6 protein-coding genes are annotated in these 16,750 nt (G+C 46.5%); 3 read left to right on the top strand and 3 right to left on the bottom strand.

Annotation, left to right across the window (positions count from 1 at the left end):
• Position 1: 1 nt before the first annotated feature.
• The 3 genes from arcB to mnmL all read right to left on the bottom strand — a co-directional run bounded on the left by arcB (position 2) and on the right by mnmL (position 5,300).
• The gene (arcB, locus tag ACTRWI_RS03305) at positions 2-2,353 is read right to left on the bottom strand and encodes an aerobic respiration two-component sensor histidine kinase ArcB (protein ID WP_499129346.1); all 2,352 of its coding nucleotides are present in this window, start codon (positions 2,351-2,353) and stop codon (positions 2-4) included.
• A gap of 150 nt (positions 2,354-2,503) precedes the next feature.
• Positions 2,504-4,255, bottom strand: coding sequence for a sensor domain-containing diguanylate cyclase (locus tag ACTRWI_RS03300; RefSeq protein WP_499129345.1), 1,752 nt, complete (start codon positions 4,253-4,255; stop codon positions 2,504-2,506).
• A 91-nt stretch (positions 4,256-4,346) separates the two neighbouring features.
• Positions 4,347-5,300 carry a tRNA modification radical SAM protein MnmL/YtqA gene (gene mnmL, locus ACTRWI_RS03295; protein WP_499129378.1) on the bottom strand — a complete coding sequence of 318 codons (954 nt, stop codon included), beginning with the start codon at positions 5,298-5,300 and terminating at the stop codon, positions 4,347-4,349.
• Positions 5,301-5,829: 529 nt separating this feature from the next.
• On the opposite strand from mnmL, the gene gltB (ACTRWI_RS03290) reads away from it, so the two are divergent.
• The 3 genes from gltB (ACTRWI_RS03290) (at position 5,830) to gltB (ACTRWI_RS03280) (ending at position 16,735) form a co-directional block, all read left to right on the top strand.
• Positions 5,830-10,377 (top strand): glutamate synthase large subunit, encoded by a 4,548-nt coding sequence (gene gltB, locus ACTRWI_RS03290; RefSeq protein ID WP_499129343.1) that lies wholly within the window; start codon positions 5,830-5,832, stop codon positions 10,375-10,377.
• Positions 10,377-11,846 (top strand): glutamate synthase subunit beta, encoded by a 1,470-nt coding sequence (locus tag ACTRWI_RS03285; RefSeq protein ID WP_499129342.1) that lies wholly within the window; start codon positions 10,377-10,379, stop codon positions 11,844-11,846. Before gltB (ACTRWI_RS03290) ends, ACTRWI_RS03285 begins: the two co-directional genes overlap by 1 nt.
• A gap of 425 nt (positions 11,847-12,271) precedes the next feature.
• Positions 12,272-16,735, top strand: a complete 4,464-nt coding sequence (gene gltB, locus ACTRWI_RS03280; RefSeq protein ID WP_499129340.1) for a glutamate synthase large subunit — start codon at positions 12,272-12,274, stop codon at positions 16,733-16,735.
• Positions 16,736-16,750: the final 15 nt, after the last annotated feature.

The raw sequence follows: 16,750 nt of genomic DNA, 5'->3' as shown, positions 1-16,750 counted from the left end.
TCTACCTTTGGTTTAACCAACTCTTTAAGACTTCAATGTCATTCTGGTATTCGTTATTAATCTCATCGACCCAATCTGAAATGTTTTCCCACCAATCCGGTAGGTCTGGAGATTGAGCTTTCTGAGCCACTTGCTGGATGCGACTCAAACCAATTGAGCCAGCAGCACCTTTAATCTTGTGCGCCTCAGAGACAATACAGGCTTGGTCTTTCGCGGCCATATTAGAGTTCAATATTTCCATATACTCCGGCATCATATCTTCAAACATCACGATGCTATCCAAAACCGGCTTCGGTCCAACAATGTCAACATAAGACTCTAGCATATCAATATCAAGCAAACTGGTATCAATAGAAGAAATCGTCGGCTTATTCTCATCAACCTTTTCGGTCACTTCGGCTTCTTCAACAACCTCTGGTGCATCCTCAATGAGTTCGCTGATCACATCTTGAATCGCTCTCACGGATAGCGGTTTACTGATCGCCTCATCCATACCTTTCTGGAAGTACTCTTGCTTATTGCTAAGTACATTTGCAGTCAATGCTACTAATGGCGGTAGCTTGCTGTATTTCTCACGGTAGTACTGAGCAATATCGAAGCCTGTCATATCTGGTAGCTGGATATCCAACAATACCAAGTCATAGTCTTCTGGATTAAAGGTAATTTGCGCCTCTTTACCTGTCATCACCACAGTCACTTCATGACCTAGGCTCTCCAACAGAGAGCGCGCAACCGTGATATTGAGTTCGATATCTTCAACCATGAAGATCTTAAGGTTCGACTGTTTTCTAGGTGTCTTGATCAAGGCTTGAGTATCATGATTAACCGGCACACGAATCGAAACCGTAAAGGTACTACCAAAGCCATCTTCACTGGTCACTTCAATCTCGCCATCCATCATGTTGATCAACTGTTTAGAGACAGCAAGGCCGATACCGGTACCCACAGCGTGCAAGTTATCGGTACCCGATTTCACCTGGTAGTACATTGCGAAAATCTTCTCGAGTTCGCTTTCAGGTATACCAATACCCGTATCTTCGACTTCCATGGTGATGTTGGCAAAGTCACCATCAATATCAGCGCTAACCGTCATCACCACGCCACCATCTTTAGTGAACTTCATCGCGTTACTAACTAGATTCCAAAGCACCTGTCTTAGACGAGTGCCATCAACTTCAACAGCCACTGGAAGATCCGACAATCGTTCTAAGTCGAACCTCAATCCTTTCTGTTCTGCCATCAGTGCGGAAATACTTTCGATCTCCACCACAAAGTCTTCAAAGTTGATTGGGGTTGGGAATAGCTCAAGCTTGCGACGGTCAAACTTATCCATGTCGATAATATCATTGAAGATATTACCTAGAGTTACCGCACTGACCTTGATGGTTTGCATCTGCTTACGCTGCTCTGTGGTCAATTGACTATCGAGTAACATACGGCTTAAACCAATGATGCCGTTAAGCGGTGTTCTTAACTCGTGGCTAATGGTAGAGATAAAGGTGGTCTTATCGCGACTGGCTTTCTCGATAGACTCTTGGTGCTCTTTACGCTCGGTAATATCACGACCAAAACCCACCAAACCAAGGTGGCGACCATCTTTGCTGTAGAAAGGCACTTTACGCAGTTCGAAGTAGCTCTTACGTCCATCTGGGTATTCGAGCCATTGATCGTAGGTCAGAGCCTTGTTATCAGCAAAGACTTTCTTATCGGTTTCAACAACTTGCTGAGCAATTTCTTTACTGTAGACATCCCACGGCGTCAAACCCACCAAGTCTTTTTCTGTCTTGCCGGTAAGCTTTTCCACCGCTCGGTTACAACCCGAGAACACGCCATCTTCATTGCGGTAGTAAATAAGGTCAGGCGAGGCATCGATAAACGAGCGTAGCAGCGCTGTTCGCTCTGCAAGTTCCAGCTGAGTTCGCTCACGCTGAAACACCTCATTTTCGAGGTCATGCATCGCTTCAGCACGTGCTTCTTCAGCTTTTTCACGCTCTTCAATTTCTTGATTGAGCTTCTCGATGTTGAGCTGCAGTTTGTTATTCAACTCTTGGTCGCGCTCTCGCATATCACCAAGCTTAGAGACTAACTTAGCTAAACGCTGACGAGACTCTTCAAGCTGATCAACCACTACAGAAAGGAAATAAACCGCCCAAGGTGTAATAACTAAACCAAAGAAAACAGAACGAACAATATCGATATCGTCAACATTGCCTTTAAGTGCGAGAGTAATACCGACCTGTACAACAACGGCGAGGGCAACAAGCGCTAGGGCGAGTAAGATAGAAAAGCGGACAATCCCCAGTTTTACGAGTAGATCCACGTAATACTGGGCGAGATTTTTCATGGGTTTCATTTAGCGCTCCATGCGATAAGACTAGCAACATTCTACCCTGTTTGAAGATAAGAGGTAAGCTAGCTGCATCACATGCAGCAAGAGAGCTAGGTTATGTTGCTTAAAACAGATAACCCAAGTAAATAATGGCTTAATCAGTAATAGATTGGCTTAGCGGATCGATGATGGGTGCACACTAGATCGATTTCTGCCATCAGACTTCGCTTGATAAAGCGCACTGTCAGCTAAGGCTACCGCAGACTCCATCTCATCATTAGGGGTAGGCACGCAAGAGATAATGCCAATACTGACGGTAATGAACTCAGAAACGGTCGACTTTTCATGAATTAGCCCAAGCTTGAGCACTTCATCATGAATACGTTGTGCCACTATTAATGCCCCATCGGCGGTCGTGTTTGGCAAGATAAAGCCGAACTCTTCACCGCCATAACGAGCCACACAATCAGACGAACGATTCAGTACCTGCTTAAAGGCTTGAGAAACCTGAATCAAAGCATCATCACCTTGCTGGTGACCGTAAAAGTCGTTGTAGCCTTTAAAGAAGTCGATGTCACAAAGCATGATGGTCAGTGGCAGCTTCTCTCGCACATGGTAATGCCACAATGTCGACAACTGTTCATCAAAGCGGCGTCGGTTAGAAACCTGAGTCAAACTGTCCATAAAGCTGAGACTTTCAAGCTCTAAGTTCGCCTCTTCGAGCTTCTGCTCTGCAAGGTAACGCTCAGTGATATCACGAGCCATGATCAACACCCCGTAGGTGCTGGATACTGGGTCTCTAAATGGCGACTTCACCACGTCATACCAAGTGTATTCACCGTCACTAGACATCACTTTATCGATATAGCGCAGCGATTTACCTTGATGAAGAACCTGATGGTCGGTTTCAGAGATCCGTACATACATGCTGTTTGACACGACATCTTGTAGTCGCTTGCCAATCAAATCACTGACTTCAGAGATCCCGAGCGCTGTAACAAAGGGTTTATTACACGCTTGATAAACCATGTTTTCATTAAAGATACCGATCAAGTCTGGGCTGGCTTCCAAGATATTTTGTAAGATAGTGTCTCTTTGCGCAAGTGCCACCTCGGTGTCTTTCCGCTTCTCCATTTCGCCACGCAGTTGTTGCTGCATGTCGTGCCAATCGGTCACATCATGGCTAATAGAAAGTGTCCCTATGTTTTCCCCATCTTGAGAAAGTAAGACGCTTTGGTACGTTTCAAGTAGGCAGCTTTTACCATCTTGGTCAGTTGTCCATGAACGCTCACTAACGCGCCCTTTCAGCGCACCACCAGAAACGCTCAAGGTGCCCTCTTCCGGGCGGCCATGCCAAAACTTTTTAAACGAGCGATTACTCGCGAGCAGTTCACCTTTTTGATCTTTTACGTAGATCAGCTCAGACAAAGAGTCCAAAGCCGTTCGTGCAACGTTCAGTTCACGCAGCTCTTGGGACAACTCTTCATTAGTGTTCTTATAAGGGGATGCGTGAATCATCCACGACTTTTTGCTTCTAAAGCGGATCTTACGCCCCACAAGATTGATCTTGAGAGATTCAAACTCAGACAGTGCCCACAACGAGTTCTGCTCCAACGATCGAGAGTTGATGTGGTTAGTCAGGTAATGGCGAAAGCTTTTCTCGCTCTCCACTGTAGGAAAACGAAAGTGTATACCAATCTGGCGGATACCAAGCAATTGCATAGCTTGGCGGTTGGCATACAAGATCTCGCCAGTTCGTAAATCAATGAAAAAGAGAGGGGATGGCGTCGAGAGTAGCAACCTTTCAATGTGCGACTGATAACGAGCATAAAGATGCCAGCAGATCAGAGCAAGCAGCAATATGAGAACGATATAAATACCGTAGCCATAAGCTCTATCCCACAACCAAGTCATTACCAGTTCCATCTACTCTCAATCTATACCATAAAACCTGTGAGGGAAATGTTACCACTATTTGTTGGTTTTATCTGCTGTTGCCTACTCTCACTCATTTCTATCAATCAGTTGCGTTTAAAACAGGTAATGTATACTCGAATGCATAGCCTGTTTTAATGCCTTGAGCACCGGTTCTATCCAATGATCGACCTATCTCTGTCATCGCTAGCCAACGGTTCTCACACCATAACGGAGAGAGTAATGTAGGGCGTCTTGCCGCAGATGAAACACGATGGTAAACCACGTTCGCAGGGGTGCGTTGGATGATATCAGCAGCAATGTCGACATACTCTTCAAGGCTTGGTGCTTCTAGCTTGCCGGCTTTCCATGCTTTAGCCATGGTGCTCCCCCCTACTATATGAAGGCCATGAAGCTTGATGCCATCAGTACCGACTGCTAATACCTTATCCAACGTTTCAAGGTTATCGGCTTTGGTCTCTTTTGGTAGTCCAACAATAAGATGAGTACACACCTTAATTCCGAGAGCGCGTGCACGCTGGGTGATCGTTTCATACACCGCAAAATCATGGCCGCGATTTATGCGCTTGAGAGTATCGTTATTAGCCGTTTGTAAGCCGAGTTCTAGCCAGATCTCGTACCCTTTCTCAACATAACCAGCCAATAATTCCAAAACAGAATCAGGTACACAGTCAGGTCTTGTACCAACACAGAGCCCCACAATATCAGCGCTCGGTGCTTTTAGCGCCTCTTCATACATATTCTTGAGCACTTGCACCTCAGCATAAGTGCTGGTGTACGCCTGGAAATAAGCCAGATACTTCTTAGCGCGAGCGATTTCACCCGCACGATCTTTTAACTGGTCGGCAATACTTTGAACCTGAGTTTGCTCATCGGCAAAAGACGCCACGTTGCAAAAAGTGCAGCCTCCACGACCAATGGTTCCATCTCGATTTGGACAGCTAAAACCACCGTGCAGCGTTAGCTTGTGAACCTTTTCGACATAACGACGTTGAAGATCTTGGCCGATAGTATTGACCAACTCATGTAATTGCATATTTTCAAAGCGCTCAAGTAAATAAGAATGCATATCAGTCTTTTTTGAAAAAAAATTACATCCCTGCAAGGTTCGACCAATTAGTTTACTCAAGGCTTTTTGCGAGCAACCTATCAAATATCAATAAACATGCAAAAAAGTCGCTCTATTTACCTAATATTGCACATTTGTCTGACATAAAATTCAAGATAAAATAAAAAAAACGCTCTACACGGTTCAACTTTCATTGCAATTCGCCCACACAAAATTGTAGGATACTTACACATATTAGCTGCTTTTGTGTAATTTCTTACAACGAAAACTTGCTAATAAGTCGGTGATATCTAACTCCCACCTATATAAACCACTAGTTTGTGGCTAAAAATAAACGGATATCACCAAGGATTGTTTTTCTCGCAATACTTTTCCTGCGAGATACGGAAAGGATTCAAACCGCCAACACAGGCCGGTTTAGACTCATAAATATAAAAGGACAAGGCTGACTTTATACAAAGAAGTTGCGCCTAGATTTAACTGGAAGGATGTATCTATGGTAGATCAAGAGCAGAACTCACAGGGGCTGTATACTCCAGAACTGGAGCATGACGCTTGTGGTATCGGTTTTGTTGCGCATCTAAAGAATCGCAAATCTCATGATGTAGTAACTCAAGCACTCGATATGCTTGCACGTATGGAGCACCGTGGCGGCCAAGGCTGCGATCCGTGTTCTGGTGATGGTGCAGGTATCCTGCTACAGAAGCCGCACGAATTCTTACTTGAAGAAGCCGTGAAGCTTGGAATTAAACTGCCGTCTTTTGAAAAATATGGTGTTGGTGTTGTACTTTTCCCTAAAGATGAACACAAACGTGCACAGTGCCGCGACATTCTAGAGCGCAACGCACAACGCCTAGAGTTAGAAGTAATCGGCTACCGTGAACTTCCAACGGACAATTCAATGATTGGTGCTGACCCACTAAGCACTGAACCTCAATTTGAACACGTATTTATCTCTGGCGGCCCAGGTATTACTCCAGAAGAGCTTGAGCGCAAACTGTATGTTCTACGTAACTACACCGTTCGCGTGTGTCTAGAAAGCGTTTCAAATATCGGTGATGACTTCTACATCAACTCTATGTCTTACAAGACATTGGTGTACAAAGGCCAGCTAACAACAGAACAAGTTCCTCAGTACTTCCTAGACCTACAAAACCCAACTATGGTGACGGCTCTAGCACTTGTACACTCTCGCTTCTCTACCAATACATTCCCACGTTGGCGTCTAGCTCAGCCTTTCCGTTACATCGCGCACAATGGCGAAATCAACACGGTTCGCGGCAACCTAAACTGGATGAAAGCGCGTGAAGCGATCCTAGAATCGGATCTATTCACACAAGCTGAAATCGACATGCTACTGCCTATCTGTCAGGAAGGTAGCTCGGATTCATCAAACTTCGATATGGCACTGGAGCTTCTGGTTCTGTCTGGTCGTACTCTGCCACACGCACTGATGATGATGATCCCGGAAGCATGGCAAGAAAACAAGAACATGGACCCAACTCGTCGCGCGTTTTACCAGTACCACGCGAACGTAATGGAACCATGGGATGGCCCAGCTTCGGTATGTTTCACTGATGGTGTTCAAGTAGGTGCAACCCTTGACCGTAACGGTCTGCGTCCTTCTCGCTACACAGTTACAAAAGACGATTTCCTAGTGATGGCGTCTGAATCTGGCGTTGTTGAAATCGCACCAGAAAACGTTGAATACCGTGGTCGTCTGCAACCAGGTCGTATCTTCGTTGCTGACCTTGAGCAAGGCCGCATCATTTCTGATGAAGAAGTGAAAGATGGCATCGCGAAATCTCAACCTTATGAGAAATGGGTTGAAGAGAACCTTCTGAGCCTGAAAAAACTACCAGACGCGAGCAACGAATTTAGTCAACCTTCTCCAGAGAAACTTCTCCACAAACAACAATCGTTTGGTGTGAGCTCTGAAGAAGTGAACGAAATCATTCTACCTCTTGCGAAGACAGGCTATGAGCCGCTTTCTGCAATGGGAGCTGACTGGCCGCTAGCGATTCTTTCTCACCAATCGCAGCACCTTTCAAACTACTTCAAGCAGCTGTTTGCTCAAGTAACTAACCCACCGATCGACCCGATCCGTGAGCGTATGGTTATGTCTCTGAACACTTATCTAGGTAAGGATCAGAACCTACTTTCAGAAACACCTGAACACTGTCAAAAGGTAGAGCTTGAGTCTCCAGTACTGTCTAACTCTGAGTTAGAAAAGCTGCGTGCTATTGATAACGAGCACCTTCAAGCGAAGACGCTGGATATCGTATTCCAAGCAAACGGAGACCAAGGTAAGTTAGAGCGTGCACTAAAACGTATTTGCCAATACGCAGAAGATGCCGTGATTGATGGTTACTCTATCATCCTACTGACTGACCGTGCGGTTAACTCTAACCACGCTGCAATTCCAGCTATGCTGGCTGTTGGTGCGGTACACCACCACCTAATCCGTAAAGGCCTACGTGCTAAATGTGACATAGTGGTTGAAACAGGTGATGCTCGTGAAACACACCACTTCGCAACGCTTCTTGGCTATGGTGCAAACGCAGTTAATCCATATCTAGTGATTGAAACGATTGTTGAACTACAACGTACTAAGAAACTAGACCCGAACGTTCACCCACGTGAGTTCTTCGATAACTACCGTAAAGGTGTTAACGGCGGCCTACTGAAAATCTTCTCAAAGATGGGGATCTCAACACTGCAGTCTTACCACGGTGCACAAATCTTTGAAGCACTTGGTATCAGCAAGTCAGTGGTTGAAAAATACTTCACAGGCACGGTTTCGCGTATTCAAGGTCTAACGATCGACGACATCGCTCGTGAAGTACTTGTTCGTCACCGTGTTGGCTACCCAGCTCGTGAAATCCCAGCTCAAATCCTTGATGTTGGTGGTGTTTACCAGTGGAAACAGCGTGGTGAGAAGCACCTATTCAATCCAGAAACCATCTCTCTACTTCAAGAATCAACACGTAATAAAAATTACGCTCAGTTCAAGAAGTATGCGAAAGCCGTTGATGACCAAGGCGACAACGCAGCAACGCTACGTAGCCAACTTGATTTCATCAAAAACCCAGCTGGCTCTATTCCTCTAGCGGAAGTAGAACCAATCGAGAACATCCTTAAGCGTTTCGCTACCGGCGCAATGAGCTTTGGTTCTATCTCGCATGAGGCTCACTCAACACTGGCTGTTGCAATGAACCGTATCGGCGCGAAATCAAACTCAGGTGAAGGTGGTGAAGATCCAGCACGTTTCGAACGTAAAGAAAACGGTGACTGGGAGCGTTCAGCAATCAAACAAGTGGCTTCTGGTCGCTTTGGTGTAACATCTTACTACCTATCGAACGCTGATGAGCTGCAAATCAAGATGGCTCAAGGTGCGAAACCTGGTGAAGGTGGTCAACTACCTGGTGATAAGGTTGATGACTGGATCGGCGCGACGCGTCACTCGACTCCAGGCGTAGGTCTAATCTCACCACCGCCACACCACGATATCTACTCAATCGAAGATTTGGCTCAGCTTATCTACGATCTGAAAAACGCGAACCGTAACGGCCGTGTCAACGTGAAGCTAGTATCAGAAGCTGGCGTAGGTACGATTGCCTCGGGTGTAGCAAAAGCGAAAGCTGACGTAGTACTTATCGCAGGTTTCGATGGTGGTACGGGTGCATCTCCGATGTCTTCTATCCGTCACACAGGTCTGCCTTGGGAACTAGGTCTAGCAGAAACGCACCAAACACTACTGAAAAACGGCCTACGTAACCGTATCGTTGTTCAATCTGATGGTCAGATGAAAACACCACGTGACCTTGCAGTAGCAACACTACTTGGTGCTGAAGAATGGGGCGTAGCAACAGCAGCATTGGTTGTTGAAGGCTGTATCATGATGCGTAAGTGTCACAAGAACACCTGTCCTGTTGGTATCGCAACACAAAACAAAACTCTGCGTGAGCGTTTTGACGGCCGCGTAGAAGACGTAGTGACTTTCTTCCAATACATGGCTGAAGGTCTGCGTGAAGTCATGGCTGAACTTGGCTTCCGCTCTATCGATGAGATGGTGGGTCAATCGCACAAACTTAAAGTTCGTGACGATATCGGCCACTGGAAGTACAAGAACCTAGATCTAACACCTGTACTGCACATTGAGCAGGCTCGTGAAGAAGATGGTATCTACAACCAGACACAACAAAACCACAACCTAGAAGATGTTCTAGACCGCAAGTTGATCCAAGCTGCGATTCCTGCACTTGAGAAAGGTGAAGCTGTAAATGCGACCTTCCCAATCATCAACACGGACCGCTCTGCGGGTACCATGCTGTCGAACGAAATCTCGAAGGTTTACAAAGACCAAGGTTTACCACAACCAATGAACGTTAAGTTCCACGGTAGTGCCGGCCAATCTTTCGGTGCGTTCCTTGCGAAAGGCGTTAAGTTCGAAGTAGAAGGCGACGCGAACGATTACTGGGGTAAAGGTCTGTCTGGCGGTACTTTGGTACTGTACCCAGATGCGAAATCTTCTATCGTTGCTGAAGATAACATCGTGGTTGGTAACGTATGTTTCTACGGTGCGACCTCAGGTGAATCTTTCATTCGCGGTATGGCTGGTGAACGTTTCTGTGTTCGTAACTCAGGTGCGAAGGTTGTTGTTGAGGGCGTTGGTGACCACGGTTGTGAATACATGACTGGCGGTGTAGCCGTTATCCTTGGCTCAACAGGTCGTAACTTTGCTGCGGGTATGAGTGGCGGTGTCGCTTATGTTTGGGATAAAGGCGGTGACTTCGAAACCAAGCTTAACCCTGAACTTGTAGACCTAGATCCAATTGAACAAGAAGATAAAGATCTTTTACTAGATATGCTAACCAAGCACGTTGAATTCACAGGAAGTGAGGTTGCTCAGTCTTTCCTAGACAACTTTGAAGCAAGTGTTGCATCACTAATTAAAGTAATGCCACGCGACTACAAAGCAGTTCTTGAGAAGCGTAAAGCTGAAGCACAACAGACACAAACGGAAGAAGTGGAGGCAGTATAATGGGTAAGCCTACTGGATTTTTAGAACACGGTCGCGAGCTTCCAAAGAAGCTCGATCCATCGGTTCGTATTGAAGACAACAAAGAGTTCGTACTTAACGAAGAGTTTGGCGACAAGATCAATACTCAAGCATCTCGTTGTATGGACTGTGGCGTACCTTTCTGTCACAGCGGTTGTCCAATTGGTAACATCATCCCAGAATTTAATGACGCGGTTTACCGTGACAGCTGGGAGGAAGCTTGGAACATCCTAAGCTCGACCAATAACTTCCCTGAGTTTACAGGTCGTGTGTGCCCTTCTCCTTGTGAGAGTGCTTGTGTACTAGGTATTAACCAAGACCCAATCACCATCTGTAATATCGAGAAAACGATTGTAGAAACTGCGTACCGTGAAGGGTACGCAAAACCAAAAACACCTCGCTCTCGTACAGGAAAAACCGTAGCGATTGTTGGCTCTGGCCCTGCCGGTCTAGCCGCAGCTGAGCAGCTAAACAGCGCTGGCCACTCGGTGACGGTATTTGAACGTGACGAGAAAGTTGGCGGCCTACTGCGTTTCGGTATCCCAGATTTCAAACTGGGTATGGACGTGATTGATCGCAAGATCAACCTAATGGCTGAAGCTGGCGTTGAGTTTCAAGTGAATCAGCACATTGGTATTGATGTTAACGCTCAACAGCTACGCCAAGAGTTTGATGCGGTATTGCTAACCGGTGGTTCTACGGTTCCTCGTGACCTACCAATCCCAGGTCGTGAATTAAAAGGCGTTCATTTTGCGATGGAATTCCTTGGCCAAAACAACCGCCGTGCAAACGACATGGACCTAAAAGGTGAAGAAATTTACGCTAAAGATAAGCACGTTGTGGTTATCGGTGGCGGTGATACTGGCTCTGACTGTGTGGGTACATCAAACCGTCACAAAGCAGCGAGCATCACTCAGGTTGAGATCATGCCGATCCCACCAGAGAAGCGCCCTGCAAATATGCCTTGGCCTCAATACCCAATGATCATGAAGACCACGACTTCTCACGAAGAAGGCTGTGAACGTCACTGGAACATCTTGACTAAAGAGTTCATCGGTAACGATCAAGGCGAAGTGACCGGTCTACGTATCGCCGATATCGTGTGGAAAGACGCAGCGCCAGGTGAGCGCCCTACTTTTGACGAAGTAGCAAACTCAGAGCGTGTGATTCCATGTGACCAAGCATTCCTAGCGATGGGTTTCCTACACCCAGAGCCAACCGGTGTACTTGCTCAACTTGATATCAAACTGGACGAGCGCGGTAACGTTGCTTCTGAAGGTTATGCAACAAACCAGAAAGGCGTTTTTGCCGCTGGCGATATGCGTACAGGTCAGTCTCTAGTCGTTCGCTGCATTAACGAAGGTCGTGAATGTGCAATTGCGATTGATGACTTCCTAATGGGCAACTCAAACTTAGAAGCGAAAGCCGATTCACTCATGCTTTCCGCATAATATTTCTCGGGCTAACGTCAATGAAGTTAGCCTAGAGGAAAAGCAACACCCTTCCTAACTTTCATATTTGGCTAGCACTCGATGCTAGCCTTTTTTCTATCTAGCATTTTGTTACTACAGATGCGCCCTTACTATAAATGTTAAATATCACTAACACTTCCTGTTCATATCTAATTGATATAAATCGAGTATTTTAGATTATTACGTGGTTAATCGCGTTTATGCATGATAATTAACCATGAACTTGACCTTAAACACAATTAGCTATACGTTGTAAAACTGGTGAAAATAAAGCCATTGGGTTTTACTAACACAAAGGATAACGTTGAACTAGCTAAAAACGGTAAGTTTATAAAAAAGAACAAGTACATGAATAGTTAGTCATTTACTGTCTGGATGACAGAGAAGCAAAAGGGAGAATTGCAATGGCTCTATATGATCCTAGTCTTGAAAAAGACAACTGTGGATTTGGTTTAATAGCGCAAATGGAAGGCCAACCTAGTCATAAGTTGGTGAGAACTGCTATTTCAGCCCTAGATCGCATGACACACCGTGGTGGTATCGCCGCAGATGGTAAAACTGGAGATGGCTGTGGCTTACTACTACAGAAGCCAGATTCCTATCTAAGAATTATTGCAGAAGAGAATAATTTTAATCTCGGCAAGCAATACGCTATTGGCATGATTTTCTTCAGCCAAGATCCAATCAAAGCTCAATCAGCACAAGAGATCGTCAATAAAGAGCTCGCCCAAGAGACATTCACCGTTGCTGGTTGGCGTGAAGTTCCGACCAATACCGAAGTATTAGGTCCTATCGCAAAAGATTCTGTTCCAAACATTCAGCAAGTATTTATCTCTGCGCCAGCCGGTTGGCGTGAACGTGATATCGAACGCCGCTTATACATCGCGCGTCGCAGAATTGAAAAACAGATCACCGAAGACAAAGATTTCTATATCTGTAGCCTTTCAACACAAGTGATGGTCTACAAAGGCTTGTGTATGCCTGCCGATCTTCCGCGATTTTACCTCGATCTTGCAGACTTACGTATGGAATCAGCGATATGTCTTTTCCACCAGCGTTTCTCGACTAACACACAACCACGTTGGCCGCTCGCGCAGCCATTCCGTTATTTAGCGCACAATGGTGAGATCAATACCATCGAGGGTAACCGTCAGTGGGCTAAGGCTCGTGCCTATAAATTTGCTTCACCACTGCTGCCAGATTTGCAAACCGCAGCACCTTTCGTGAATGAAACGGGCTCTGACTCCTCAAGCCTAGATAACATGCTCGACCTTTTCCTAGCCGGTGGTATGGATGTGTTCCGAGCTATGCGTATGCTGGTTCCGCCCGCTTGGCAGAACCACCCAGATATGGATACAGATCTGCGCGCATTTTACGACTTTAACTCCAAGCACATGGAACCATGGGACGGCCCTGCTGGCATCGTTCTGTCTGACGGTCGTTACGCTGCATGTAACCTCGATAGAAATGGCCTGCGTCCTGCGCGCTATGTGATTACCAAAGACAACCTAATCACGCTGGCATCAGAGGTTGGTATCTGGAACTACGCGCCAGATGAAGTAGCAGAAAAAGGTCGTGTTGGGCCGGGTGAGCTGCTGGTTATCGATACTCGCCGTGGCAAGCTATGGCAATCTAACGAAATCGATAATGACCTCAAAGGTCGCCACCCTTATAAAGAGTGGATGGAAAAGAACGTTCACAAGCTAACACCATTTTCTGAGCTCGATGATGATCAAGTGGGTAAGCGTAGCTTCGACGATGACACGCTCAAAACCTATCAAAAACAGTTTGCGATGAGCAACGAAGAGTCCGATCAAGTATTACGCGTGCTTGGTGACATGGGACAGGAAGCGGTCGGCTCAATGGGCGACGACACGCCAATGGCAGTACTCTCTTCGAAAGAGCGTCTAGTCACTGATTACTTCCGTCAAAAGTTTGCCCAAGTCACCAACCCGCCAATTGATCCTCTGCGTGAAAAGCACGTAATGTCGCTCGCCACCAGTATTGGCCAAGAGATGAACGTGTTCTGTGAAACAGACGGTCATGCCTATCGTGTTACATTTGACTCTCCTGTTCTGCTTTACTCAGACATGCAGCAGCTTCTGCAACTGAATCAAAAGCACTATCGCCATGCGATCCTAAGCATGCACTATGATCCAGCTAAGCAAAATCTCGAACAAGCCATCAATGCCGTATGTGATCGTGCAGAGCAAGAAGTACGTGACGGTGCGGTTTTAGTTGTGTTATCAGATAAAGGTTTAGAGAAAGGTAAACTGCCAATTCCAGCAGCAATGGCGGTTGGTGCAGTTCAGACTCGCCTTGCTGATACCAACCTACGTTGTGATGCCAACATCGTTGTAGAAACAGCAACCGCTCGCGATCCACACCAATTCGCGGTGCTACTTGGCTTTGGTGCGACTGCGGTTTATCCGTACCTTGCTTATGAAACATTAGGCAAGATGCTCGATGATGGCTCTTTAGACAAAGACTATCGCGCAGCGATGCAGAACTACCAAAACGGCATCAACAAAGGTCTGTATAAAATCATGTCGAAGATGGGTATTTCAACCATTGCTTCTTACCGCTGTTCGCAGCTTTTCGAAGCCGTTGGCCTACATTCTGATGTTGTTGAGCTCTGTTTCCACGGAGTTACCACTCGAATCCAAGGCGCAAGCTTTAGCGATTTCCAGCAAGATATTTACAACTTATCGCGTAAAGCATGGACCAAGCGTAAACCAATCGATCACGGAGGTTTACTGAAATACGTCCATGGTGGTGAATACCACGCTTATAACCCAGACGTGGTCGGCACCCTGCAAACCGCAGTAAAAACTGGCGAAGCATCGGATTACCTCTCTTTTGCAAAGCAAGTAAACGCTCGCCCTGCAGCTATGTTACGTGACTTAATGAGCCTGAAGAAAGCCGATAAACCATTAGCCCTTGAGCAAGTCGAGCCTAGCAGCGATCTATTTAAGCGCTTTGACTCCGCGGCGATGTCGATTGGTGCCCTTAGCCCAGAAGCACATGAAGCACTGGCAATGGCGATGAACCGTTTGGGCGGTTATTCAAATTCAGGTGAAGGCGGTGAAGATCCAAGACGTTTTGGTACCGACCGTAACTCACGCATCAAACAGATCGCGTCTGGTCGTTTTGGGGTAACACCACATTACCTAACCAATGCGGATGTTCTACAAATCAAGGTAGCGCAAGGTGCGAAGCCAGGCGAAGGTGGTCAGCTACCAGGTCATAAGGTCACGGCAGAGATCGCTAAACTGAGATATTCGGTTCAGGGTGTCACTCTGATTTCCCCTCCTCCACATCACGATATTTACTCGATCGAAGATTTGGCTCAGCTGATTTTCGATCTTAAACAAGTAAACCCTAACGCATTGGTTTCAGTGAAGTTAGTATCGGAACCGGGTGTCGGTACTATCGCGACTGGTGTAGCAAAAGCCTACGCCGATCTGATCACCATATCTGGTTACGATGGCGGTACCGCAGCGAGCCCACTGACCTCGGTAAAATACGCAGGTTGCCCTTGGGAACTTGGTTTAGCCGAAACTCAGCAAGCACTGGTTGCTAACGGCCTTCGTCATAAGATCCGTCTGCAAGTTGATGGTGGTCTGAAAACCGGTCTCGATGTCATTAAAGGCGCGATTCTCGGTGCAGAAAGCTTTGGCTTTGGTACTGCACCGATGGTGGCAATGGGTTGTAAATTCTTACGAATCTGCCACCTCAATAACTGTGCGACGGGTGTTGCGACTCAAGATGAAACATTGCGCCACGAATATTTCAAAGGGCTACCAGACATGGTGGTGAACTACTTTACAGGCTTAGCCGATGAAGTTCGCCAACACCTTGCTGACCTTGGTGTAGAAAAACTCACTGACCTCATTGGACGCACAGATTTACTGGAGGTTGTTGAAGGCCTGACTGCAAAACAGAGTAAATTGGATCTCTCATCAATACTGGAAGCTCCAGTATCACTAGAGGGTCACCCTCTGTATTGGACCGAACCAAACGCGCCATTTGATAAGGCTCAGCTCAACCAGCAGATCCTAGGCGATGCAATCGATGCGATTGAGAAAAGACAATCCACCAGCCTTTACTACAACGTTATTAATACAGACCGTTCGATAGGCGCTCGTATCTCTGGCGAAATTGCTAAGCGATATGGCAACCAAGGCATGGCAGGTTCGCCAATCAAATTGTACCTAGATGGTACCGCAGGCCAATCTTTCGCTGTTTGGAACGCAGGCGGAGTTGAGCTGTACCTAACAGGCGATGCTAATGACTATGTTGGCAAAGGCATGGCTGGCGGTAAGGTAGTCATCAAGCCCCACCAAGGCACCACATTTACTTGTAACGAAGCGACCATCATAGGTAACACCTGTCTGTATGGTGCTACAGGAGGTAAATTATTTGCAGCAGGTACCGCGGGCGAACGATTTGGCGTACGTAACTCAGGTACCGTCGCTGTGATTGAAGGTGCGGGTGACAACGCCTGTGAGTATATGACCGGCGGCATTGTTGCCATTCTTGGCGCAACTGGCGTTAACTTCGGTGCGGGTATGACAGGTGGCCTCGCTTATGTCATGGATGAGAACGAAGACTTCCAAGGCCGAGTGAACAACGAGTCAGTTGAGGCGCTTTCTTTGTCTGACTTATATATCCACCAAGAGCACCTACGTGGCTTAATTGCTGAGCACTTAGAGGAGACTGGCTCAGTACACGCTGAAGCTATTCTGGCGAACTTTGATGAATGGATTCCGAAGTTCTATCTAGTGAAACCAAAGACGGCGGCTCTAAACACCTTGCTCGGCCACCAAAGCCGCAGCTCAGCTGAACTTCGTGTTCAAGCGCAATAATTGGAAGGAGCCAAT

The sequence above is a fragment of the Pseudoalteromonas sp. G5_S1_14_S5 genome, assembly GCF_054968605.1.
The sequence above is the reverse complement of the archived record's forward strand: the minus strand, read 5'-3'. Positions and strand labels throughout refer to the sequence as shown.

Bases quoted from the DNA above. Each gene is read 5' to 3' on its own strand.
- arcB (WP_499129346.1), bottom strand. From the start codon at position 2,353: ATGAAACCCATGAAAAATCTCGCCCAGTATTACGTGGATCTACTCGTA.
- mnmL (WP_499129378.1), bottom strand. From the start codon at position 5,300: ATGCAATTACATGAGTTGGTCAATACTATCGGCCAAGATCTTCAACGT.
- gltB (WP_499129343.1), top strand. From the start codon at position 5,830: ATGGTAGATCAAGAGCAGAACTCACAGGGGCTGTATACTCCAGAACTG.
- ACTRWI_RS03300 (WP_499129345.1), bottom strand. From the start codon at position 4,255: ATGGAACTGGTAATGACTTGGTTGTGGGATAGAGCTTATGGCTACGGT.
- gltB (WP_499129340.1), top strand. From the start codon at position 12,272: ATGGCTCTATATGATCCTAGTCTTGAAAAAGACAACTGTGGATTTGGT.
- ACTRWI_RS03285 (WP_499129342.1), top strand. From the start codon at position 10,377: ATGGGTAAGCCTACTGGATTTTTAGAACACGGTCGCGAGCTTCCAAAG.